Origin of the sequence: Microbacterium sp. F2, assembly GCF_052274505.1 — a bacterium.
Taxonomy (GTDB): Bacteria; Actinomycetota; Actinomycetes; order Actinomycetales; family Microbacteriaceae; genus Microbacterium.
Genome location: NZ_JBNVBV010000001.1, coordinates 891,271 through 913,181, shown reverse-complemented (window position 1 = coordinate 913,181; position 21,911 = coordinate 891,271). Strand labels below are relative to the sequence as shown.

The 21,911-nt window shown below is 66.6% G+C and carries 27 protein-coding genes; 14 read left to right on the top strand and 13 right to left on the bottom strand.

Features of this window, described 5'->3' with window-relative positions; translation table 11 throughout:
* Positions 1-9 precede the first annotated feature (9 nt).
* The 5 genes from ACQVDU_RS04520 to ACQVDU_RS04500 all read left to right on the top strand — a co-directional run bounded on the left by ACQVDU_RS04520 (position 10) and on the right by ACQVDU_RS04500 (position 3,260).
* A complete protein-coding gene (locus ACQVDU_RS04520) occupies positions 10-339 on the top strand; it encodes a metal-sulfur cluster assembly factor (RefSeq protein ID WP_195693758.1) in 330 nt (109 codons plus the stop codon).
* A 57-nt stretch (positions 340-396) separates the two neighbouring features.
* Positions 397-1,101: a lysophospholipid acyltransferase family protein gene (locus ACQVDU_RS04515; RefSeq protein WP_443476326.1), complete on the top strand. Its 705-nt coding sequence runs from the start codon at positions 397-399 to the stop codon at positions 1,099-1,101.
* Between the two features lie 68 nt (positions 1,102-1,169).
* Positions 1,170-1,328: a DUF5993 family protein gene (locus ACQVDU_RS04510; protein ID WP_443476325.1), complete on the top strand. Its 159-nt coding sequence runs from the start codon at positions 1,170-1,172 to the stop codon at positions 1,326-1,328.
* Positions 1,328-1,918, top strand: coding sequence for a disulfide bond formation protein B (locus tag ACQVDU_RS04505; protein ID WP_443476324.1), 591 nt, complete (start codon positions 1,328-1,330; stop codon positions 1,916-1,918). The genes ACQVDU_RS04510 and ACQVDU_RS04505 overlap by 1 nt, the downstream gene beginning before the upstream one ends.
* A 187-nt stretch (positions 1,919-2,105) precedes the next feature.
* Complete coding sequence (locus tag ACQVDU_RS04500; protein WP_443476323.1) at positions 2,106-3,260, top strand: MalY/PatB family protein; 1,155 nt, start codon at positions 2,106-2,108, stop codon at positions 3,258-3,260.
* Positions 3,261-3,263: 3 nt separating this feature from the next.
* Here the strand turns inward: ACQVDU_RS04500 and ACQVDU_RS04495 are convergent, their stop codons facing one another.
* The gene (locus ACQVDU_RS04495; RefSeq protein WP_443476322.1) at positions 3,264-3,902 is read right to left on the bottom strand and encodes a biotin transporter BioY; all 639 of its coding nucleotides are present in this window, start codon (positions 3,900-3,902) and stop codon (positions 3,264-3,266) included.
* Between the two features lie 110 nt (positions 3,903-4,012).
* Here ACQVDU_RS04495 and ACQVDU_RS04490 point away from each other — a divergent pair, with 110 nt between their 5' ends.
* Positions 4,013-5,611: an ABC-F family ATP-binding cassette domain-containing protein gene (locus ACQVDU_RS04490; RefSeq protein ID WP_443476396.1), complete on the top strand. Its 1,599-nt coding sequence runs from the start codon at positions 4,013-4,015 to the stop codon at positions 5,609-5,611.
* 30 nt (positions 5,612-5,641) lie between these two features.
* Here the strand turns inward: ACQVDU_RS04490 and ACQVDU_RS04485 are convergent, their stop codons facing one another.
* The 4 genes from ACQVDU_RS04485 to ACQVDU_RS04470 all read right to left on the bottom strand — a co-directional run bounded on the left by ACQVDU_RS04485 (position 5,642) and on the right by ACQVDU_RS04470 (position 7,621).
* Complete coding sequence (locus ACQVDU_RS04485) at positions 5,642-6,523, bottom strand: SURF1 family cytochrome oxidase biogenesis protein (protein WP_443476321.1); 882 nt, start codon at positions 6,521-6,523, stop codon at positions 5,642-5,644.
* Positions 6,520-6,744, bottom strand: a complete 225-nt coding sequence (locus ACQVDU_RS04480; RefSeq protein ID WP_363493253.1) for a hypothetical protein — start codon at positions 6,742-6,744, stop codon at positions 6,520-6,522. The genes ACQVDU_RS04485 and ACQVDU_RS04480 overlap by 4 nt, the downstream gene beginning before the upstream one ends.
* Positions 6,734-7,099 (bottom strand): DUF3099 domain-containing protein, encoded by a 366-nt coding sequence (locus ACQVDU_RS04475; protein WP_363493251.1) that lies wholly within the window; start codon positions 7,097-7,099, stop codon positions 6,734-6,736. Before ACQVDU_RS04475 ends, ACQVDU_RS04480 begins: the two co-directional genes overlap by 11 nt.
* A 66-nt stretch (positions 7,100-7,165) precedes the next feature.
* Positions 7,166-7,621 carry a DUF4190 domain-containing protein gene (locus ACQVDU_RS04470; RefSeq protein ID WP_443476320.1) on the bottom strand — a complete coding sequence of 152 codons (456 nt, stop codon included), beginning with the start codon at positions 7,619-7,621 and terminating at the stop codon, positions 7,166-7,168.
* Positions 7,622-7,763: 142 nt separating this feature from the next.
* On the opposite strand from ACQVDU_RS04470, the gene fabG reads away from it, so the two are divergent.
* Positions 7,764-8,474, top strand: coding sequence for a 3-oxoacyl-ACP reductase FabG (gene fabG, locus ACQVDU_RS04465; protein ID WP_300592047.1), 711 nt, complete (start codon positions 7,764-7,766; stop codon positions 8,472-8,474).
* 6 nt (positions 8,475-8,480) lie between these two features.
* Here fabG and ACQVDU_RS04460 read toward each other — a convergent pair whose 3' ends face one another.
* The 3 genes from ACQVDU_RS04460 to ACQVDU_RS04450 form a co-directional block, all read right to left on the bottom strand.
* Positions 8,481-9,179, bottom strand: a complete 699-nt coding sequence (locus ACQVDU_RS04460) for an alpha/beta fold hydrolase (protein WP_300592045.1) — start codon at positions 9,177-9,179, stop codon at positions 8,481-8,483.
* Positions 9,180-9,249: 70 nt separating this feature from the next.
* Positions 9,250-9,885: a phosphoserine phosphatase SerB gene (gene serB, locus ACQVDU_RS04455; protein WP_300592074.1), complete on the bottom strand. Its 636-nt coding sequence runs from the start codon at positions 9,883-9,885 to the stop codon at positions 9,250-9,252.
* Between the two features lie 48 nt (positions 9,886-9,933).
* Complete coding sequence (locus ACQVDU_RS04450; protein ID WP_292710568.1) at positions 9,934-11,175, bottom strand: glucose-1-phosphate adenylyltransferase; 1,242 nt, start codon at positions 11,173-11,175, stop codon at positions 9,934-9,936.
* A gap of 47 nt (positions 11,176-11,222) precedes the next feature.
* Here ACQVDU_RS04450 and glgA point away from each other — a divergent pair, with 47 nt between their 5' ends.
* From glgA to ACQVDU_RS04430, 4 genes are all read left to right on the top strand, one after another.
* Positions 11,223-12,446 carry a glycogen synthase gene (gene glgA / locus ACQVDU_RS04445; protein ID WP_300590422.1) on the top strand — a complete coding sequence of 408 codons (1,224 nt, stop codon included), beginning with the start codon at positions 11,223-11,225 and terminating at the stop codon, positions 12,444-12,446.
* Positions 12,447-12,456: 10 nt separating this feature from the next.
* Positions 12,457-13,245 carry an ABC transporter ATP-binding protein gene (locus ACQVDU_RS04440; RefSeq protein ID WP_300590423.1) on the top strand — a complete coding sequence of 263 codons (789 nt, stop codon included), beginning with the start codon at positions 12,457-12,459 and terminating at the stop codon, positions 13,243-13,245.
* A gap of 86 nt (positions 13,246-13,331) precedes the next feature.
* Positions 13,332-13,589 carry a type B 50S ribosomal protein L31 gene (locus tag ACQVDU_RS04435; protein WP_292735706.1) on the top strand — a complete coding sequence of 86 codons (258 nt, stop codon included), beginning with the start codon at positions 13,332-13,334 and terminating at the stop codon, positions 13,587-13,589.
* Positions 13,590-13,686: 97 nt separating this feature from the next.
* Positions 13,687-14,586: an alpha/beta fold hydrolase gene (locus ACQVDU_RS04430; RefSeq protein ID WP_300593740.1), complete on the top strand. Its 900-nt coding sequence runs from the start codon at positions 13,687-13,689 to the stop codon at positions 14,584-14,586.
* Here the strand turns inward: ACQVDU_RS04430 and ACQVDU_RS04425 are convergent.
* A complete protein-coding gene (locus ACQVDU_RS04425; protein WP_443476319.1) occupies positions 14,546-15,100 on the bottom strand; it encodes a CGNR zinc finger domain-containing protein in 555 nt (184 codons plus the stop codon). The two genes, ACQVDU_RS04430 and ACQVDU_RS04425, sit on opposite strands and share 41 nt — an antisense overlap.
* A gap of 88 nt (positions 15,101-15,188) precedes the next feature.
* Here ACQVDU_RS04425 and ACQVDU_RS04420 point away from each other — a divergent pair, with 88 nt between their 5' ends.
* The gene (locus ACQVDU_RS04420; protein WP_300593746.1) at positions 15,189-16,181 is read left to right on the top strand and encodes an EamA family transporter; all 993 of its coding nucleotides are present in this window, start codon (positions 15,189-15,191) and stop codon (positions 16,179-16,181) included.
* On the opposite strand, the gene ACQVDU_RS04415 is transcribed toward ACQVDU_RS04420, so the two are convergent.
* The 3 genes from ACQVDU_RS04415 to ACQVDU_RS04405 form a co-directional block, all read right to left on the bottom strand.
* Complete coding sequence (locus ACQVDU_RS04415) at positions 16,153-16,626, bottom strand: Lrp/AsnC family transcriptional regulator (RefSeq protein ID WP_300593749.1); 474 nt, start codon at positions 16,624-16,626, stop codon at positions 16,153-16,155. The genes ACQVDU_RS04420 and ACQVDU_RS04415 overlap by 29 nt on opposite strands.
* 115 nt (positions 16,627-16,741) lie before the next feature.
* Complete coding sequence (locus ACQVDU_RS04410; protein ID WP_363493232.1) at positions 16,742-17,350, bottom strand: histidine phosphatase family protein; 609 nt, start codon at positions 17,348-17,350, stop codon at positions 16,742-16,744.
* Positions 17,347-18,228 carry a Sir2 family NAD-dependent protein deacetylase gene (locus ACQVDU_RS04405; protein WP_363493230.1) on the bottom strand — a complete coding sequence of 294 codons (882 nt, stop codon included), beginning with the start codon at positions 18,226-18,228 and terminating at the stop codon, positions 17,347-17,349. Before ACQVDU_RS04405 ends, ACQVDU_RS04410 begins: the two co-directional genes overlap by 4 nt.
* Before the next feature lie 101 nt (positions 18,229-18,329).
* Here ACQVDU_RS04405 and ACQVDU_RS04400 point away from each other — a divergent pair, with 101 nt between their 5' ends.
* On the top strand, positions 18,330-19,142 hold the full coding sequence (locus ACQVDU_RS04400; RefSeq protein WP_363493228.1) for a TrmH family RNA methyltransferase: 813 nt from the start codon (positions 18,330-18,332) through the stop codon (positions 19,140-19,142).
* Here the strand turns inward: ACQVDU_RS04400 and ACQVDU_RS04395 are convergent.
* A complete protein-coding gene (locus ACQVDU_RS04395; RefSeq protein WP_443476318.1) occupies positions 19,117-19,965 on the bottom strand; it encodes an SGNH/GDSL hydrolase family protein in 849 nt (282 codons plus the stop codon). The genes ACQVDU_RS04400 and ACQVDU_RS04395 overlap by 26 nt on opposite strands.
* 72 nt (positions 19,966-20,037) lie before the next feature.
* Here ACQVDU_RS04395 and ACQVDU_RS04390 point away from each other — a divergent pair, with 72 nt between their 5' ends.
* The gene (locus ACQVDU_RS04390; protein ID WP_443476317.1) at positions 20,038-21,885 is read left to right on the top strand and encodes a DEAD/DEAH box helicase; all 1,848 of its coding nucleotides are present in this window, start codon (positions 20,038-20,040) and stop codon (positions 21,883-21,885) included.
* The last annotated feature ends 26 nt before the right edge of the window (positions 21,886-21,911 follow it).

Genomic DNA, 21,911 nt, shown 5'->3' with positions numbered 1-21,911 from the left:
GATCAAGTCATGACCGCGACTCTCAGCCCTGAGAAGTTCGACGAGGTCACCGAGGCTCTCAAAGACGTGATGGATCCCGAGCTCGGGATCAACGTCGTCGACCTCGGACTGATCTACGACCTCAGCTGGGATGACGAGAACGACGCTCTCGTCATCCACATGACGCTGACCTCTGCCGGGTGCCCGCTCACCGACGTTCTCGAGGAGCAGACCGCACAGGCTCTCGACGATGTCGTGGAACGCTTCCGCATCAACTGGGTGTGGATGCCGCCATGGGGGCCCGAGCGCATCACGGATGACGGACGCGACATGATGCGCGCCCTCGGCTTCGCCATCTGAACCGATCACTCGTCTGGCCGTGCCCTCACCCGGCCGTGCCGCGGATAAGGTGGCGACGTGACAGCTCCCGCTCCGGCTCGCGCCACAACACGGCCCGGTTTCATCTACTTCCTCGGGCGGCTCGTGCTTCGGCCGCTGTTCTGGATCCTGTATCGCCCGCGCATTGTCGGGCGAGCGAACGTGCCCGCACGCGGACCCGTCCTGCTCGCGAGCAACCACCTGTCATCCCTTGACACCGTCATCATCCCGACCTCGGCTGCGCGTCCGGTGCAGTTCCTGATCAAGTCGTCGTACTTCACCCGGTCCGGCGCACTCGGGCGGTTCATGCGCTGGTTCTTCACGTCGATCGGCGGCGTGCCGGTGTACCGTGCAACGGGCCGTGACGCTCGCGCGGCGCTCGACGCCGGTGCCGGCATCCTGCGAGCCGGCAGCGTCTTCGCCGTCTTTCCCGAAGGCACGCGTTCTCGCGACGGCAGGTTGCACGAGGGGCACGGGGGAGCGGCGTGGATGGCGTACGACACCGGCGCGACGGTCCTCCCCGTGGGTCTGATCGGTACCGGCACCATCAGGCCGTTGAGTCATCTGGTGCCGGGCAGGCCCCGAATCGAAGTGCGCTTCGGTGAGCCGCTCGATCTCTCCGATCTGGATGGCGTCCCGGCAGGGAAGGCCCGGCGGGAGATCACCGAGCGCACGATGAGCGCCATCGCCGCACTCACCGGGCAGGAGCGTTCGGGCCAGGTGAACGCGAGCTCGCGCGACTGAACGCCAGGCGGCGCGCCGAAACCGCATTCCTCTGGATGCCGAACTCGGGCCCCCACTATGGTGAGGCCGTGGACACCCTCATCTTCGGCCTGCTGCTCGCGGTGGCCCTCGTCATCATCCTCTCCAAGAGTCGGTGGTTGGTCATCGGCTCGTGGGCCATCGCCGCGCTTGCCGTGCTCGGTCTGTTCGCGTACCACGCGACCGACGTGTTGGAGTTGAGCTTCTGATGGCCGCCCCGCTCATCGTTCGCAAGCTCTCGTTCTGGGCCTTCGTGGCCTTCCTGGTCGCCTATGTCGGCATCCTGTCGATGGCGATGTTCGTCTTCCAGTTCGGTCTCGGCGAACTACCGTGCCCGCTGTGCATCCTGCAGCGGATGGGCATGATGTTGGCAAGCCTCGGGGCGCTGTACGTCGTCGTCCGCGCGCTGCGTGGCGAGCTTCTGCTGCGCGAGCTTGCGACCGGCCTCGGACTTGCCATTCTCGGTGCCGTCGTGGGCGCGGTGATCTCGATCCGCCAGATCCTGCTGCACATCCTGCCCGGTGATCCGGGATATGGCGAGGCGGTTCTGGGCCTGCACCTGTACACCTGGGCTCTCATCACGTTCGTCGTCGTGATCGTGTTCGCGGGCGTCGTCGCAGTCTTCGCGCAGGACGTGCTGCCGGTGGCGCCGGCCACTCCCTGGCTGCGCATTCTCGCCTGGGTCGTGGTGTGGGCGTTCGTCGCCACGATCGCGATCAACCTCGTGGTTGTGTTCGCCGAAGAGGGCTTCAACTGGGTGCTTCCGGATGACCCGTCCCGGTACCTCCTGTTCGGCTGAGGTTCGTGCTGTCGGCCTAAGCCTCGTGTTCGCCGCTCCGCGGGGTGCCGGCCACGGGGACATGCCCTCGCGGGCTTCGCCCGCTCCCGCCAGGCCCGGTGCCAGCCCCGTGGCCGGCACCCCGCTGCGCGGCTCCCTCGGGAACGGGTGGGCCTGCTGTTTCCGCTCGCAGGACTAGGCTCGGAGAATGACCGTGAGTCCCCTCCAGGCCCTCCCGATCGAGCGATTGCGTGAGCGGACGAGCACGAAGTGGCGCGCCTATCCCGCCGATGTGCTGCCGCTGTTCGTCGCAGAGACCGACTTCCCGCTTGCGCCGGCGATCACGGCGCGTCTGCGCGCGGCAGTGGAGATCGGTGACACGGGATACACGCCACCGAAGCCGGGGATCGCTGAGGCGTACGCCGGGTTTGCGGGGCGGCGCTACGGCTGGGAGGTCGACCCTGCACACATCCGCTCGACGGGCGACGTGGTCATGGGTCTCGTCGAGATCCTCAGAGCCACGATCTCGCCCGGTGACCGCGTCGTCATCACGCCTCCCGTGTACCCGCCGTTCTACGACCTCATTCCGGAAGCGGGGGGAGTCGTCGAGCGGGTGCCGTTACTCGCGGATGCCGGATACGCCCTGGACCTGGCAGGCATCGAGGCGGCGCTGGCCGGAGGCGCCCGCGCGGTTCTGCTGTGCAACCCGCACAACCCCACCGGCACCGTGCACTCCCGCGAGACGCTCGCAGCCCTCGCCGGGATCGCTGCACGCCACGGTGCGATCGTCGTCAGCGACGAGATCCACGCGCCCCTGGTTCATGCGCCGGCGACGTTCACGCCGTTTCTGAGCGCATCGCCACTCGCGGCATCCGTCGGATATGCGGTTGCGAGCGCGAGCAAGGCCTTCAATCTTGCGGGTCTGAAGTGCGCGCTCATGCTCACTGCCGCTGATGACACGCGACGCGTCGTGCAGGAGTTGCCGAAGGAAGTCGAGTGGCGAACGGGTCACTTCGGTGCACTGGCAGGCGTCGCGGCCTTCGCGCCCGAGAGCGATGAGTGGCTGGATGCCTTGCTCGCCGCGCTCGACGCGAACCGGCGCCTGCTCGCTGACCTGCTCGCCGAACACGTACCGGCGGCGCGGTATAAGATCCCCGATGCGGGATACCTCGCGTGGGTCGATCTGTCGGGTCTGGGGTGGGGCGAGGACCCCGCAGAGCGGATCCTCACCGAGGCGCGAGTCGCCGTCCACCACGGTCCGACCTTCGGCGACGAGGGTCGAGGGTTCGTGCGGGTCAACTTCGGGTGCTCGCCGGAAGTGCTCCGCGACGCGATCGAACGAATTGGCGCCCTCTCCCGCTGAACCTCAGCGCTTCTTTGCGGCGTCGATCCGCCGTACGAGGGCCCACGCGCCGGGGATCAGAAGTGCGGCGAAGCCAGCCTTGATCAGGCCGGGAACGATGAACGGCCACAGACCTGCGTCGAGCACGCCGGCGGGCGAAATGTCCTGGCCCATCACGGTCGACAGGATGAAGGCCATGTAGGGGATGCCGATGACGAACGGGATGACGCTGGCGATCACGAATCCCGTGAAGGCGAGCAGGGGCTTGCGATCCCAGGCGCGCTCAGCGAACCATCCGGCGACGAACGCCGCGGGGATGAAGCCCAGGATGAACCCGAACGAGGGGGCGAGCAGATAAGCGGGACCTGCGACTGGCCCCGCGAAAACCGGCAGGCCGAGCAGACCGACGAACATGTAGGTCGTCATCGCGGCAGCACCTCGAGCAGACCCCAGCGCAGCGCCAACAAGAATGACGCCGAGAGTCTGTCCCGTGATCGGGATCGGCCCGATGAAGAACGACACCTTCGCCAGAAGCGCCACGACGGCGACTCCCGCCAGCACGAGTCCGGCGTCGATGGCGAACGCGCGTGCCCGCGAGGAGGGGCGGGCGATGATGTCGGCGAGAACCCGGGTGCGCGTAGCCGGTGCTGCGGCAGTCGTCATGGTGCTCCTTGATCGGTGGGAAGCCAGGCGGAGGGGTATTGCGACTTATACTAGGGGGCTGGCCATCGGCCCCTTTGTACCCTTCTCACCGAATGAAACGGAGCTTTGCTGTGCTCTCCGTGCACGACCTCGAGATTCGCGTGGGAGCCCGGGTGCTCATGTCGGACGTCACGTTCCGCGTGGGCGCGGGCGACAAGGTCGGGCTCGTGGGCCGCAATGGTGCCGGCAAGACGACACTCACGAAGGTGCTCTCGGGTGACCTTCTGCCGGCTGGCGGTCGCGTGGATCGCAGCGGGGAGCTCGGGTACTTGCCCCAGGACCCGCGGTCGGGCAATCCCGAAGACCTCGCCCGCACCCGAATCCTGGACGCGCGTGGGCTCGGTCAGCTCGCCATCGGAATGCACGAGGCGAGCCTCGCGATGGCCGATGACGACGCCGATGTCGCGGCGCGCGCCATGCGCCGGTATGGATCGCTCACCGAGCGCTTCGAGGCGCTGGGCGGGTACGCCGCCGAGGCTGAAGCCGCCTCGATCGCCCACAACCTGGCGCTGCCCGACCGCATCCTCGACCAGCCGCTCAGCACGCTTTCGGGTGGTCAGCGCCGTCGCATCGAACTTGCCCGCATCCTGTTCTCGGACGCGCAGACGATGATCCTCGATGAGCCGACGAACCACCTGGATGCCGACAGTGTGGTGTGGCTGCGAGAGTTCCTGAAGAACTACAAGGGTGGCCTCATCGTCATCTCGCACGATGTCGAGCTCGTCGGTGAGACCGTCAACCGCGTCTTCTATCTCGATGCGAATCGCCAGGTCATCGACATCTACAACATGTCGTGGAAGAACTATCTGCGCCAGCGCGTGGCCGACGAGGAGCGCCGCAAGAAGGAGCGTGCGAACGCCGAGAAGAAGGCGACGGCGCTGCAGCAGCAGGCAGCGAAGTTCGGGGCCAAGGCGACGAAGGCCGCGGCAGCCCACCAGATGCTCGCACGGGCCGAGAAGCTTCTTTCGGGGCTCGACGAGGTGCGGCAAGAAGACCGCGTCGCCAAGCTCCGCTTCCCGAAGCCCGCAGCGTGCGGCAAGACGCCGCTCATGGCATCCGGCCTGTCGAAGTCGTACGGATCGCTGGAGATCTTCACGGATGTCGACCTCGCGATCGACCGCGGATCCAAGGTTGTCGTGCTGGGTCTCAACGGCGCCGGGAAGACGACACTGCTGCGCATCCTCGCCGGAGTCGATCGTCCCGACACCGGGCAGATCGAGCCCGGGCACGGTCTGAAGATCGGGTACTACGCGCAGGAGCATGAGAACCTCGATGTGGGCCGCTCCGTACTCGACAACATGATGTCCGCGGCGCCCGACATCACCGCGACCGAAGCGCGCAAGGTGCTGGGGTCGTTCCTGTTCACGGGGGACGATGTGCTCAAGCCGGCCGGCGTGCTCTCGGGCGGGGAGAAAACCCGCCTGTCGCTCGCGACACTGGTGGTCTCGAGCGCCAACGTGCTGCTGCTGGACGAGCCGACGAACAACCTCGACCCGGCATCCCGCGATGAGATCCTCGGCGCGCTTGCTCACTACGAGGGCGCCGTCATCCTGGTCTCGCACGACGAGGGCGCTGTCGAGGCGCTCAACCCCGAGCGGGTCCTCATTCTGCCCGACGGTGTTGAAGACATCTGGGGTCGCGACTATATCGACCTCATCACGCTCGCGTGACGCTCGCCCTCGGTCGTCCCACTCTGCGAACTACTGGGGGAGCCGGTCGAGGATCTCGTCTTCCTCGGCCATATCGCGGTCGCGACGGCGCTGGCCGCGCGGGGGACGGGGGGAGTCGTCTGCTTCCTCCCGACGGTGACGAATCTCGGTGCGAATCACATAGCCGATGAAGAAGAACCCCATGACGGCGAACAGGATCCACTGAATCGCATACGACAGGTAGGGCCCGGGGTCATCGGAGGGGGATTCCAGCGGATTCGGGAGGGATGCCGCGGTCGGCGACTCCGAGACCATCACACCGTAGGCGCTCGTGATGAAGGCGGGATCGCCCCCGAGCTCCTCTGCGATGAGGGGAAGGTGGATCGTCGGCACTTGGCCCTCGGGGGCGTCGGTTCGGCCGGATCGGGGGAGCGACTCGCCCGGCCGCAGCCGCGCGATCACCTCGACGGTCCCTGCCGGGGGCGCGGGGATCGCACTCGGATCACTGTCTTCGGCGGGCGGTACCCAACCGCGGTTGATGAGCAGGATCCGGCCATCCGTGGTCTGGAACGGCACCAGTACCTCGAAGGCGGCAGTACCGCCGTGCGGGCGGTTCCTCACCAGCACGGTGTCATCGACGAGATAGGTCCCCTCGAGCGCAACCGGGTGCCACTCGTTATCGACCGGTAGCTCCCCGGTCGCAGGAACCAGATCATCAAGCGTCGCCGGTTCGGCGTCGTAGTTGGCCTCGACGAGCGCAAGCTGCTGCGAGCGCTCAGCGTTGCGCGTGAACTGCCAGTTCGACAGAAATCCGCACGCTATCGCGAACAGCACCGCGACGGCGACGTACGCCGTCCACCGCACCGCCGCGGGCGCCCTGTGCCCTGCCGCCGGCGCCTCGTGCTCTGCCGCGGGCGCCTCGTGCTCACTCACGCCTGTTCCGCCGCGAATGCGTCAACGCTCACCGGGAACGAGCGGGCAGTGAGGAACTCGCGCAGGTAACCGACATGCTCATCGCACGCGAGCCAGGTCTTGCTGCGATCTCCCGTGTGGATTCGCGGGTTTCGCCACCGGATGCTCCAGCGCGCGGCCTCTCGGCATCCGGCGCGCGAACAGATCGTCTCGGAGCCCGGTGACGCGGATTCAGCTCTCACCCGCGCGCTCCTGCGGACTCTCGTCGATTCGGATCACTTGCGGCGCTTGCGTAGCAGCGGGGGACGGTGCCGCGCTGGGCGCGGGAGCCTCGATCATGCGCTCCGGTCCGAGTGCCGTGGGTGCCGTCATGTCGGCGCTGACGTTGGCGATGACGACGGCGAGGTACGGCAGGAAGATCGCCATGGCCGCAAAGACCCAGGTGTACCAGCTGTAGGGCGTGACGAACAGGACGAGGGCGAAGCAGACGAGACGGATCGCCATCATCACGAGATACGTCGTCGACCGCTTGCCGGCGTCCTCTTTCGGTGCCCGGGGAAGGGACGTCGCCGGTTGCGGCTTTGCTGATGATTTCACGGTGCTACCAGAGTACGCCGCGCGGCCCCGACGGGATCCGTCGGGGCCGCGCTGATGTGGTGCGTCTCAGGATCGGTAGCTCGTCATCCCTGCGGTGCCGACGGCGACGAAGAAGAGCACGAGTGCGATGATGCCCAGGATCCACAGGCCGAGCGAGACCCAGCCGATGATGACGCCGGCGAGCCCCAGCCCACGGCCGCCCTCGCCCGTCTGCTTGATCTGGCTCAGCGACATGTGGCCGGTGATGATCCCGACGATCTGGCCGATGATGGGGATCACGAACACGCCCACGAGCGATGACACGAGCGACACGATCGCCAGCGTGTTGGTCTTGGGGCCCTGCGGGTACGCGGCGTACGCCGGAGCCGCGCCGTAGGCGGGCGGAGCCGCCGGCGCACTGTACGCGGGGGGTGCGGGCGGGGCCGGCGGCGGATACGCAGCGGGAGCCGTCGGCGCCGGCGGTACCGGAGCTGCCGCTGGCGGCTGTTCCTCGGGGGTTGCGGGGGAGTTCTGGTCGCTCACAGTTCGGCCTTTCTGACACGCATCCGCACGATCATTCGTGCTTCCACCAGCGTTCCAGTCGCCCCCGGGCGTGTCAACGTGGACGGTAGTCTGGGGCGGTCCCGCTCACACCGCGGGTCGAATCGACCGCAGGAGCTGCTTCATGTCCACCGATCACGTCGTTCTCGTTACCGGAGGCAATCGCGGCATCGGTCGCGCCATCGCCGAGCGTTTCGTCGCGGAGGGGTACCCCGTCGCCGTGACCGCGCGTTCTGGAGAGGGCCCCGCCGGTACGCTGACGGTTCGCGCTGATGTCACGGATGCCGCGGCCGTCGACGCCGCTTTCGCCGAGGTGGAAGAGAAGCTCGGACCCGTGACGATCGTCGTCGCAAACGCCGGGATCACGAAGGACACTCTGCTGCTGCGTATGAGCGAAGACGACTTCGATTCGGTGGTGGCGACGAATCTCGGCGGCGCATTCCGTGTCGTCAAGCGGGCGGCGAAGGGGATGCTGCGAGCAAAGTGGGGACGCGTCATCCTGATCTCGAGCGTCGTCGGCCTTTACGGCTCGCCCGGACAGATCAACTACGCCTCGTCGAAGAGTGGGCTTGTGGGCTTCGCCCGCTCGCTGACGCGCGAGCTGGCTGGCCGCGCTATCACCGCGAACGTGGTTGCGCCCGGCTTCATCGAAACCGACATGACTGCTGAGCTGCCGGAGGAGACCCAGGCTCAGTACAAGGCGACGATTCCTGCGGGCCGGTTCGCGACTCCCGACGAGGTAGCCGGCGTCGTCACCTGGCTCGCCTCAGACGATGCCGCCTACATCTCGGGAGCGGTCATCCCGGTCGATGGCGGATTGGGTATGGGGCACTGACCCCGCTCAGGTCTCCCTGATGGCGGCGACGAGGTGCTTAGCGAGCTCATCGGGAACCGAGAACTGCGGCCAGTGACCCGAGTCGATCTCGACGATCGAGAGGTGCTCGCTGGCGGCGAGCTCTGCTGCCCACGCCGGCGGTTCCTCAAGCAGGCCACTGATCTCGTCGGCGCTGGCAGTACCCATCAGGATGGTCATCGGCACGCGGTGACGTCGCTCGTCTGTGAGCGTGATCGCGTCGGTCGGCACGCGTGCTGGCACCGAGAGCGCCCGCTTCGCCACGTCGGCTCGCACCGCCTCGGAGAGATCCCGGATCTCCGGGTTCTCGAACGTGTCCCACCCGGGGAAGGGCACCACGCCGTCGACGACGGGGAACTCCCAGATCATCCCGCCAGGGGTCGGCGGGAGCGTGTCGACCAGGATCACCCGCGTCACCCGGTCCACGCGACGGTCTGCAGCGCCCCATGCGACGTTGCCCCCTCCGCTATGGCCGACGAGCACGACGTCACCCTCGAGCCCGTCGATCATCGCGACGACGGCATCCACCCAGTCGGCGATGCCGATCTCACCGGAGGCGTCGGCCGGTTCGCCAACCCCCGGAAGCGTCACAGGATGCGGCTCGTGGTCGGCGTCGCGAAGCGCCGGAACAATGTCGTCCCACGATGACGCGTCGAGCCAAAGGCCGGGGATCAGAATGATGTGCATGTCGTCACGCTAGTCCTGGCATCCGACACAGACCATCGATTGAGGCGCGACCCATCGTCCGCGGTGGCGCTCAGCGGGGGAGGAGCGGGAGGATCTCGCGCAGATCGACCGGGTCGATCACGACATTCGCAAGCTCTCGGACTGTCGGCTTCGCGTTGAAAGCCACGCCCAAGCCCGCCGCCGCCATCATGCGTAGATCATTGGCGCCGTCGCCCACCGCGATCGTCCGCGAGAGGGGTAGCTCAAGCACACGCGCCCACTCGCGCAGGGTTGCTGCCTTCCCCTCGGCATCGATGATCTCACCGTCCACGGCTCCTGTCAGAGCACCATCGGAGGCGGCTAGGCGATTTGCTCGCCAGCGATCCACCCCGAGTGCGGGTGCGATGTGATCGAGCACCTCGTGGAAACCGCCGGACACGACACCGACAACGCCGCCGCGGTCGTGGACACCAGCGATGAACTCGGATGCCCCGAGCGTCGGCTCCACGCGCGCGAGCACGCGCTCGAACGCAGCAAGCGGAACTCCTGTCAGAGCAGAAACGCGTGTTCGCAGGCTCGCAGCGAAGTCCACCTCGCCGCGCATCGCGGCCTCCGTCGCGGCAGCGACCTCCGCTCCGCGACCAGCCTCATCCGCGATGAGCTCGATCACCTCGTTACGCAGCAGCGTCGAATCGGCATCGAGGACGACAAGGAAACGGGCTGGCATCACCCGACTACGCTACCGGCCCGGTCGTGCTGAGCCGGAACGGGAAGATCAGCGCTCGACGACGACGCCCTTGCCGACCACCGTGATTCCGGAGTCGGTGACGGTGAATCCACGCTCGAGGTCATGGGCCCGGTCGACCCCGATCGTGGCGCCGTCTGCGACCACGACGTTCTTGTCCAGGATTGCGCGGTGAACGCGCGCACCCGGTCCCACGCGCACATAGTCGAACAGCACGGCATCCGTGATGGTCGACCCGCCAGCTGCCAGAGTCCACGGCCCGACGACGCTGCGCTCCAAGTGCGTCCCGGAGAGCACTGAACCGAGCGAAACCACCGAATCGATGGCGGTCCCGATCCTTCCGACCGAGTCGCGCACGAACTTCGCCGGCGGCGAGTTGACCGTCTGCGAGTGAATCGGCCAGTCGGTGTTGTAGAGGTTGAACACCGGGAGCGTCGAGATCAGATCCATGTGCGCGTCGAAGAACGAGTCGATGGTTCCGACGTCGCGCCAGTACGACCGGTCCCGATCCGTAGAGCCCGGAACGTCGTTGAGCTTCATGTCATACACGCTCGCTTCGCCGCGGTCGACGAAATACGGCACGATGTCGCCGCCCATGTCATGGTTCGATGTCGGGATCTCGCCGTCGGCCTCGACGGCCTCGATGAGGGCATCCGTGTCGAAGATGTAGTTACCCATCGACGCCAGCACCTCGTGCGGAGCATCCGCCAAACCGCTCGGATTCTGCGGCTTCTCGAGGAACTCGCGGATCCGCGTCGAACCGGGCTCGACATCGATGACGCCGAACTGGTTCGCCAGGCCGATCGGTTGGCGGATGCCGGCAACAGTCGCCCGCGCGCCCGATGCGATGTGGGCGTCGAGCATCTGGCGGAAGTCCATGCGGTAGACGTGGTCGGCGCCGATGACGATGACGATGTCGGGTTGTTCGTCGATGATGAGGTTCATCGACTGCAAGATCGCATCGGCAGACCCCGAGAACCAGCGCTTGCCCAGCCGCTGTTGGGCAGGCACCGACGTGACGTAGGAGCTCAGCATCGGGGACATCCGCCAGGTCTGGGAGATGTGTCGGTCGAGGCTGTGCGACTTGTACTGCGTGAGCACAACGATCTGCCGAAGCCCCGAATTGATCAGGTTCGAGATAGCGAAGTCGATCAAACGGTACTGACCGCCGAAGGGAACAGCGGGTTTGGCTCGGTCGGCGGTCAGCGGCATCAGCCGCTTGCCCTCTCCACCGGCGAGGACGATTCCAAAGATCTTGGGCGACGTAGCCATACCCCCAACACTATGCCGCCCCACGACCCTGTACTAGCGTTCGACACATGCGCGTCGACATCGTCACCAAGGAGTATCCGCCCGAGATCTATGGAGGCGCAGGCGTCCACGTCGCGGAGCTCGTCAAAGCCCTCCGCGCGCTACCCGCAACCGATGCACCGGGCCATGAGCCGCTCGAGGTTCAGGTGCGTGCGTTCGGCGCTGACCGCGACGAGACTGATACGACGTCCTACGTCACACCCGCGGAGTTGCGTGATGCCAACGCGGCGATTCAGACGATGGGCACCGATCTGCTCATCGTCGATGACGTCGCTGGTGCCGCCGTCGTTCACTCTCACACCTGGTACGCCAACTTCGCCGGGCACATCGCCGGCCTCCTCAACGGCATCCCGCACATCGTCACCGCGCACAGTCTCGAGCCGCTTCGTCCCTGGAAGGCGGAGCAGCTCGGTGGCGGGTATGCGGTCTCGAGCGAAATCGAGCGCACCGCCTACCACGGGGCTGCGGCGATCGTGGCGGTCAGTGAAGGCATGCGTGCCGACATCCTGCGCAGCTACCCCGGCCTCGACCCCGCGACCGTCCGGGTCATCTACAACGGCATCGACACCGAGCAGTGGCATCCGGTCGAGGATGCCGAGACGCTTGCTGCGCTCGGCATCGATCCGACCCGACCCTCCGTCGTCTTTGTCGGGCGCATCACCCGCCAGAAAGGCCTGCCGTACCTCCTTCGCGCAGCCGAGCTCCTCGACCCGGAGGTGCAGCTGATCCTGTGTGCCGGCGCTCCGGATACCCCTGAGATCCTCGCCGAGGTCGAGGGTCTTGTCCGCGGCCTGCAGGAGACTCGGGATGGGGTCGTCTGGATCGACCGACACCTCAGCCGGCACGAGCTGTGCGTAGCGCTGACAGCGGCGACGACCTTCGTGTGCCCCTCGATCTACGAGCCCCTCGGCATCGTGAACCTCGAGGCGATGGCATGCGGAGCAGCCGTCGTCGGCACCGCTACCGGCGGCATCCCGGAAGTCGTGGTCGACGGTGTGACGGGCAGGCTCGTGCCCATCGAGCAGGTCTCGGACGGCACCGGAACGCCACTGGATCCCGAGGCTTTCGTTGCCGACTTGGCCCGCGTTCTGAGCGAGGTCGTGAGCGATCGTGAGGCGGCGAAGGCCTACGGGCAGGCGGGTCGAGAGCGCGCGACGACCGCGTTCAGTTGGCAGCGCATCGCGGAGCAAACCGCCGCGCTGTACGCAGAGGTGATCCGCGGCTCCCGATAGGCTTGACGGCATGGCTCAGGTGCTCGAATTCTCCGACGTCGTCGTTCGCAGAAACGCCCGAGACATCATCGATCACATCGACTGGACCGTGTCCGACGATGAGCGATGGGTCGTCCTCGGCCCCAATGGGGCGGGCAAGACGACTCTGCTCGAGCTGTGTGCATCGCTCCTTCATCCCACCTCTGGTCGCGTGAGCATCCTGGGGGAGCGGATTGGGCGGACCGACGTCTTCGAGTTGCGCCCACGCGTGGGTTTTGCCTCGACATCCATGGCGCGTCGCATCCCGCCGGATGAGACGGTGCTGGATGTCGTGATGACCGCTGCCTATGCGGTCATGGGTCGCTGGCGCGAAGAGTACGACCAGGTCGATATCCGTCGAGCGATGCGAGTCCTTGCCGAGTGGCAACTCGACGATCTCGCAACGCGAACGTTCGGAACACTCTCTGACGGCGAGCAGAAGCGTGTGCAGATCGCTCGGTCGGTCATGACAAACCCCGAACTGCTGCTGCTGGATGAGCCCACCGCGAGCCTGGACCTGGGCTCGCGCGAGGAACTTCTCACACTTCTGAGCGGTTACGCTGCCGAGCCGACGACTCCCGCCATGGTCATGGTCACCCACCACGTGGAAGAGATCCCGGTGGGCTTCACTCACGTGCTGTTGCTCCGCGACGGTGCCGTCGTCGCTGCGGGACCGTTGCGCGAGACTCTGACCGAGGACGCGCTCAGCACGGCGTTCGGGGTGCCGATCGCTCTGCATCAGGAGGCTGGCCGTTACGCGGCGCGAGCGAGGACCTTGTGATCGGCATCCGCACGCGAACCTGGTAGACTCGTCCTTTGGTGCCAGCGCACCGCAGACTTTCTTTCCCTATCTCGGCAAGGAACCCCATGAAGACTGACATTCACCCCGACTACCAGGCTGTCGTGTTCCGCGACCTCGGTTCCGGCGAGACCTTCCTCACGCGTTCGACGGTCAGCAGCGACAAGACGATCGAACTCGACGGCGTGGAGTACCCCGTCATCGACGTCGAAATCTCCTCGGCATCGCACCCGTTCTACACGGGCAAGCAGCGCATTATGGACTCGGCCGGTCGCGTCGAGAAGTTCAACCAGCGCTTCAAGAACTTCGGCGGCTCGAGCAAGTAAGCCCGAATCGCACACGACGAAGACCTCGCTTTCGAGCGGGGTCTTCGTCATTATGGGCCTGCCCGACCAGATGAGGTACGGTCACTAGACTCGTCGGGTGCCCGCCCCGCATCCGTACGCCGCGCTCCTGGACGAGATACCGGTGACACGTCGCGAAGTGCCGGTACTCGGGGGGACCACCGTGTTCTGGGAGTACGGGCCCGCTGACGCGCCGATCACGATCGTCGCTGTGCACGGCTTTCGCGGCGAACACCACGGTCTCGAGCCCGTCGTCGCCTACCTCCCGGACGTCCGCGTCATCTCGCCGGACCTCCCCGGCTTCGGCGAGACGGCGCCGGTTCCCGGGCGCCGTCACGACCTCGCCCTCTACGCCGAGTGGCTGACCGACTTCGTCGCCCGTGTCGCGCCGGGGGCCGTCATCCTCGGTCACTCCTTCGGCTCGATCGTCGTTTCGGCCGCCGTGGCCGGGGGGTTGGCGACGCCCCGCGTGATCCTTGTCAATCCGATCGGCGCACCCGCGCTGGAGGGCCCGCGCGGCATCCTCACGAGGCTTGCTGTCTTCTACTACTGGGCCGGGGCACGGATGCCGAGCCGGGCGGGCACAGCCCTGTTGCGCAACGGCGTTGTGGTGCGGGTCATGAGTGTCTCCATGGCCAAGACGAAGGACCCGGAGCTCCGCCGGTTCATCCATGACCAGCACGACACGTACTTCTCCCGCTTTGCCGACCGGGACGTGCTGCACGACGCGTTCGTGACCTCGGTCTCCCACGACGTTCGGGAGTTCGCGCCGCAGATCTCTCAGCCAACGTTGCTGATCGCCGCCGACCGCGACGACATCACCCCCATCGAGGCCGAGCGTGTGCTCGCGGGACTGTTTGCTGACGCGAACCTCGTGGAGATCCCCGATGTGGGCCACCTCATCCACTATGAGACGCCACAGGTTGCGGCAGCGGCGGTCAGGAGCTTTCTTGGGCTCGACGAGCTCGATACGCGATGACATTCATGCGGTTGCCACAGTTGCCGGTGTCGCAGTAGCGCTTTGAGCGATTGCGAGAGAAATCGACCAGCACACCCTCGCAGTCATCAGCCTCGCAGACGAGCACGCGGTCATACTCGTCCATGCGAATGACCTCCACGAACGCCATGGCGGTCTCGACGAGGATGCGGGTGGCCAGGTGTGCATCGTCATCCGACGCGTGCACATGCCAGTCGTAGTCGTCGTGGATCACGAGTTGGGGGAGGGCTTCGCCATCGCGAAGCATCGCGTTGACCAACGGGACGGCGCTTTCGCGGTCGACATCCCACAGTGAGCGCAGCCGAATGCGGATGCTGCGCACCGCCTCTCGCTCCTGCCTCGTGCGCGAAATCCTGCCGCTGTACGGGTACCGCGCAAGGAAGGCCTCGTACTCGTCCGCGGTCGTCAGAGTGTCTTCGTCGCCGTTGAGCGGCAGGGTGTTGACCAGGTCGACGGCCGCGCGCAGGGCCATCTCGGTGTCATGGATAAAGACCATGTTGACTCCTGACATTCCGAGGGCTACTGTTTCGTTCGTGACCAGTGTGTCACGAGTGTCAACCCCTTTCACTCCTGACAGGCCGCCCATGTCCGCTCCGACCACTCCGGTCCCCGTTCTCGTTGCCCCCGCGGGCCGGCACTCGTCGGTGGCTGGGCTTGCGATCGGTCTGCTCTCTGCCCTGAGCTTCGCGTCCTCGGGGAGCTTCATGAAGCCGCTCATGGAGGCGGGCTGGAGTCTGGGCGCGACCCTGTTGCTGCGTATGGGTGGCGCGGCGCTGATTCTCGCGCCCGTTCTGATCGTTACGATCCGTCGCCGGCCCGGCTTTCTTCGCAAGCACGGACTGCTGATCATCGCGTTCGGGCTCACGGGAGTGGCCGGGTGTCAAATCTTCTACTTCGCCGCGCTGCAACGGATGCCGGTGGCGATGGCCCTCCTCATTCAGTACCTCGCCCCGGTCCTTCTCGTCGGGCTCGCCTGGGTTCGGACCCGGCGCGCACCCACGCGTCGCATTCTGGCGGGCTCTGTTCTTGCGATCGTTGGGCTCGTACTCGTCGTCGACATCGCTGGTGCAAGCTTCGACCTGATCGGCACCCTGCTGGCTTTGGCCGCTGCGGCCTGTACCGCCGCGTACTTTCTCATCGCCGAGAAGACCGGCGACGACATCCCGCCCCTCGCGCTGGCCTCGGGCGGCCTCATTACCGGCGCTCTTCTCATGGGTGTGCTGGTCGGCACCGGCCTCTTTGCGTTCACCGCACCGGCCGTCGACGTTGTGTTGGCCGGCGTGAGCGTTCCCTGGTACATCCCGATCGTATGGGTGATCGTCGTGGCAACCGCCGGAGGCTACGCGTTCGGAGTGCGAGCGGGATCGATGCTCGGATCCCGCGTCGCATCGTTCGTCGGGCTCACCGAAGTGCTGTTCGCCCTGCTGATCGCGTGGCTTGTGATCGCCGAAGTCCCGACCGTCATGCAAGCTGTCGGGGGAGCGATGATCTTGGCAGGCGTGATCCTGGTGCGATCCGACCCGGGTGAGGCCGCGAAGGAGGAGGCGGCTAGCGTTCCCCTCGTGCCAGCTCCATGAGCGGGCGCACGCGGTAACCGATCACCTCACCCATCGCGAGCGAGGTCTCGGTGCGCTCCACACCCTCGATCGCGAGGATGCGGGCGTCGGTGTCGAACAGATGCTGTGTGTCGCGGCACGCGACCCGCACGAGCAGATCCACGGTTCCGCTCAGGCCATGCACCTGAACGATCTCGGGAATCCGCTCGAGTTCTGCCGTGATGCGCGGCAGTTCCCCCTGACGGACCGTGACGTTGAGGAATGCTTCGATCGGGAAGCCCAGCGCCGTGGGGGAGAGGGCTCGCTCGTACGAGAGAAAGACTCCGGCCTTGTCGAGCCTCGACATCCGCGCCTGCACGGTGTTTCGGGATAAACCGAGACGATCCGAGAGCGCAACAACTGTCGCGCGCGGGTCTTCCGCGAGCGCGGCCAAGAGCTCGAGGTCGACATGGTCAAGAGCGGTCATATCGCGGAAGGCTAGCATGTTGCCGATTCGCGGATTGGTCATGTTGCTCACAATGTCATTACGAAACTGAGCGAGCTGCGTAGTGCATTCCAGTGGGCAGATCGGTATGCCCAGCTCAGAGCGAAACCGTGGTGCCGGCGTACTCGATCAGCGTCAGCCCGTCGGGTGAGTAGTGGAAGGTGTAGTCGGATCCGTTTGCCAGCCGCTCTTGGCGCGCCGGCAACCTGCCGTCGCTCACGTGATGGATGACAGAGCGGATGAGTGCGCCGTGGGTGACCACGAAGATGTGCGTGACATCGGGCTGAGACCGGAGCGCATCGGTGACAAGGGTGTCAAAGCCTTCGAAGGCCCGGAGGCGCAGCAGTTCGCGTGACTCGGCGCCGGGGACCTCGGAGGTGTACCAATCGCCCCACCGTGCGGCGAAGTCCTCGATGGTGACCCCCTCAGCGTCGCCGTACGCGCGCTCACGCAGTGCGGGATACGCCAGTGGGGCTGGCGAGCCCCACTGGTCAGCGATGATCTGCGCTGTCTCACGGGCACGGGAGAGGTCGCTGCTGACGATGCGCGCAGCGGCCGGGTCATCGAGCACGCCGCTCAGCCGGTCGGCGGTCTGCCGGGCTTGCTCCCGACCCGTGTCGTTGAGGGGTATGTCGGTACTGCCCTGGATGAGCCGAGCGCGATTCCAGTCGGTCTCGCCATGGCGGATGAGCGTGAGGTGGATCACCTCTCGAGACTACTTGCCAGCTCCCGGTGCCCGGTGGGCGCCAGCCCCTCCAGCAGCGCGGTGAGGGCCTCGGAGGTTCCGCCGTCGATCTTCACGGTTGCGCGAGCATCGGCCCGCGTCTGGCCGCGGTTGATGATCACGATGGGGATGCGGCGTCGTCGTGCTCGTTCGAGCAGGCGGATCCCCGAGTTCACGACGAGCGACGATCCGGCAATGACCAGCGCGTCACTACCCAGGACGAGCTGCTCGGCTTCGCGGAATTTCTCGGATGGGATGTACTCGCCGAAGAAGACGACGTCGGGCTTGAGGGTTCCCGCACACACGGAGCAATCCGGCACGACGAACCCTTCGGTCGTCTCGGGCGTCACGTCTCCGTCGGGTCCGAGGGGCAGCTCGTGGGTGGTGACCAGCCACGGGTTGTCGCTCTCCACCCGCGACGAGAGGTCTCGTCGGTCGAAGACCTGACCGCAGCGGATGCAGAACACGCGGCGCATCGTGCCGTGCAGCTCGACGACACGACGGCTACCGGCGCGCACATGAAGACCGTCGACGTTCTGCGTGACGACCCCGGTCGCGATCCCGTGCTCTTCGAGCCCGGCGATGGCTCGGTGCCCGGCGTTCGGTTCCGCCGAGGCGAAGCTCCGCCAGCCGAGATGCGAGCCGACCCAGTAGCGGCGACGCGCCTCATCGCTTCCGAGGAACTGCTCGACCGTCATCGGGCGCCGCGCCGGCGCGCCTTTTCCCCGGTAGTCGGGGATGCCGGAATCGGTTGATACTCCGGCTCCGGTGAGGATCGTCATGGTGCGTCCGTCAAGGACGCGTAGCGCTCGGGCGAGGGCTTCGGGAACGTCCGCGGCAGCACCGTCGATGAGCGACATGCCTGCCTCCTCTGCCTTGCCTCATTCCAGTCTAGGCATCCAGGTTTTCGGGGATGTTTCGTGCTGCTGGGCCTGCACCGCATGAATGAGAGGATCGAGGGATGCAGCGCATCGACGTCCGAGATGCAACGGACCCGCGGCTTGAGGATTACCGGGATCTCACCGATGTCGCCTTGCGCCGCCGCATCGAGCCTGCCGGAGGCCTGTACATCGCGGAGTCTGCGAAGGTGATCGGCCGCGCGTTGGGCGCGGGTCATCGGCCGCGTTCGGTCCTGGTGCAGGAGAAGTGGATCGATGATCTCGTCCCGTTGCTCGCACAGCACCCGAACGTGCCGGTGTACGTTGTCGAGGCCGACCTCGCTGAGCGCCTCACGGGCTACGCCGTGCACCGTGGCGCCTTGGCGGCCATGCACCGGCCAGAGATGCCGCCGCTTCGGGATGTCCTCCGAGAAGCGAGACTCGTGGTCGTGCTCGAAGACATCGTCGACCACACCAACGTCGGTGCGATCTTTCGTGCCTGCGCAGGCCTCAGCGCCGATGCGGTGCTCGTCTCGCCGCGCTGTGCCGACCCGCTCTACCGGCGGAGCGTCAGGGTCAGCATGGGAACCGTCTTCCAAGTGCCGTGGACGCGACTGCCCGACTGGGACCAGACGCGCAGCATCCTGCACGAGGAAGGGTTCCAGATCGCGGCACTCGCGCTGCGCGAGGACGCTGTTTCGCTCGATGACTTCGAGCCGGCCTCCCGCGTGGCGCTCATGCTCGGCGCCGAGGGTGACGGGCTCACACCGAAAGCTCTCGCCGCTGCCGACACCGTCGTGACCATCCCGATGGCGGGAGGTGTCGACTCACTGAACGTCGCCGCGGCCAGCGCCGTCGCGCTGTGGGCGCTCAGGCATCCTCACGCGGCAGAGTGATCGCACCAGTAGTCGCTACCGGAAGCGGCTGCGGACGTTTGGCTGTCAGGTTGTCTCCGGACGACTGATGACGCAGGCGCCGCAGGACCCACGGCACGAGGTGCGTGCGTGCCCAGACCAGATCGCCGGCACGCGCTTCGCGCCACGTGCGGGAAGGGAAGGGATCTGGCTGCATCGGCACGAGATCGTTCGACACGTTCAACGCGCGCAAGACCATCCGTGCCACTTCGTGGTGACCCAGCGCGTTCAGATGGAGTCTGTCGTCATCGAAGAAGCGCGGATCTTGAATCTCTTTGAGAGACCACTGGTCGGCGACGATGCAGTCGTAGCGGTCGGCGATGGCGCGCAGGTTCTCGTTGTAGATCGCGATCTTGCCGCGAAATGCGCGGAACACCGGGGTGAAACTCGTGTCGATGCCCGTGAAGATCACGACTGTCGCGCCGGTGCTGCTCAAGCGCACAACGGCATCCTCGAACAGCTGGGAGATCTCGTCAGGATCGGTGCCGGGACGGATGACGTCATTGCCGCCGGCGCAGAACGTGATGAGGTCGGGAGAAAGTGCGAGGGCCGGTTCTACCTGCTCGTCGACGATCTGGGCGATGAGCTTGCCGCGCACGGCAAGATTCGCGTAGGCGAAGTCCTCGGACTGCGACCCCAGCACGTCGGCGACGCGGTCGGCCCAGCCGAGGTGTGATCCGGGATGAGCGGGGTCGGGGTCGCCGATGCCCTCCGTGAACGAGTCGCCGAGAGCCACGAACCGTCGCCAGGGGTGAGGTTCGCTGTTGGCGATGAACGGAGTGCGGTGTTCGTCGGTGGCGGCCATTCTCTGTCCTCCTGGTCGTCTATCGTAGTCGGGCGGTCCGACGAGCGACCGATGTGTGTGGGGAGGGGGAGCGTGCACGAGACAGCGCCGGTCCCGGGATCCGATCACCCGCGGGGGAGCTTCGCCGCCGAACACCTGTCGCCGTCCTATCCGCAGCGCGCCCCGTGGGGAACTGCCGGGCGCTTGCGCGCGTGGCAGGCAGAGGCGCTTGATCAGTACTTCGACATGGACGGGCCCGATGGCCCGGGCGGTGGACCTCGCGACTTCCTGGCCGCCGCGACGCCCGGTGCCGGCAAGACGACGTTCGCTCTGCGCCTGGCAACCGAGTTGCTGCGGCGCGGGATCATCGACCGGGTCGTCGTCGTTGCCCCGACCGAGCACCTGAAGACCCAGTGGGCGGATGCCGCGGCGAGAGTATCGCTGCGCCTGGACCCCCATTTCACGAACCGTCACACCCGTCCCGCCCGCCACTACCACGGGGTCGCGGTCACCTACGCGCAGGTAGCCACGAAGGCGTCAGTGCACCAGGGGGTCACGGAGACGGCACGGACGCTCGTGATCCTCGATGAGGTGCACCACGGCGGTGATGCCCTCAGCTGGGGAGACGCGCTCCGCGAGGCTTTCGGACGCGCGACACGACGCCTGCTGCTGTCGGGCACTCCCTTCCGCAGTGACACGGCGCCCATCCCGTTCGTGGAGTACCACCCCACGGCTGAAGGCATCCGCGTGTCTCGTACCGATTACGACTACGGGTATCGGCGCGCCCTCGAAGACGGGGTCGTGCGTCCCGTGCTCTTTCTCGTCTACGCCGGCCACATGCGGTGGCGAACCCGCACCGGCGACGAGATGGAAGCGCAGCTCGGGCAAGACAACACGAAAGACATCACGGCGCAGGCCTGGCGCACAGCTCTCGATCCGGGCGGCGAGTGGATTCCTGCAGTGTTGCGATCGGCCGATCGCCGGCTCACCGAAGTGCGAGAGCACGTTCCGGATGCCGGCGGCCTGGTGATCGCCACGGATCAGACTGCCGCGCGGGCGTACGCACAGATCCTGCAGACGGTGACCGGCGAAGAGCCGACGGTCGTGCTCTCTGATGAGCCCGAGGCATCCGCCCGCATCGAGTCGTTCGCCGCCGATACGAGCCGCTGGATGGTCGCCGTGCGAATGGTGTCCGAGGGCGTTGATGTGCCGCGGCTCTCGGTCGGGGTGTACGCGACCTCGGCGTCGACGCCGCTGTTCTTCGCGCAGGCGATCGGCCGGTTCGTGCGGGCGCGGCGCCGCGGCGAGACGGCCAGCATCTTCCTGCCGCACGTGCCGCCGCTGCTCGCCTTGGCCGGAGAGCTCGAACGCCAGCGCGATCACGCGCTCGACCGCCCCTCGGACGAGGACGGCGAATGGTCGGCTGAAGACGACCTGCTCGCGGCTGCGGAGCGCGAGGATGCCGCATCCGACGCGTTGACCGACGAGTTCGAGTACGCGGCTCTCGGCGCCATCGCACACTTTGACCGTGTGCTGTTCGACGGTAAGGAGTTCGGACAGCTCGCCACGCCGGGAACGCCCGAAGAGGAGGAGTTCCTCGGCCTTCCCGGGCTCCTCGAACCCGAACACGTACACGATCTGCTGATGCAGCGGCAGGCGCGGCAAAGCCGCCACCGGCAGGCGCGCGAAGCGCGAGAGCGTGAGGCGGGGGCGATGGATGACGCGCCGCCCGCGCCGCCTCCTGCGCTGCACCGCACGCTGAAGGAACAGCGGCAACTGCTCAACAGCCTCGTGGGGCTGTACGCGAGGCAGTCTGGCGAACAGCACGGCCATGTCCATGCCGAGCTTCGCCGTATCTGCGGGGGCCCGGCAGTCTCGCACGCGACGGTCGCGCAGCTTCAGGCGCGTATTGATGTGCTGCGCGTCCGGGTGAGGTCGTAGCCGGGATTCGGTTCTCCAAAATGCTG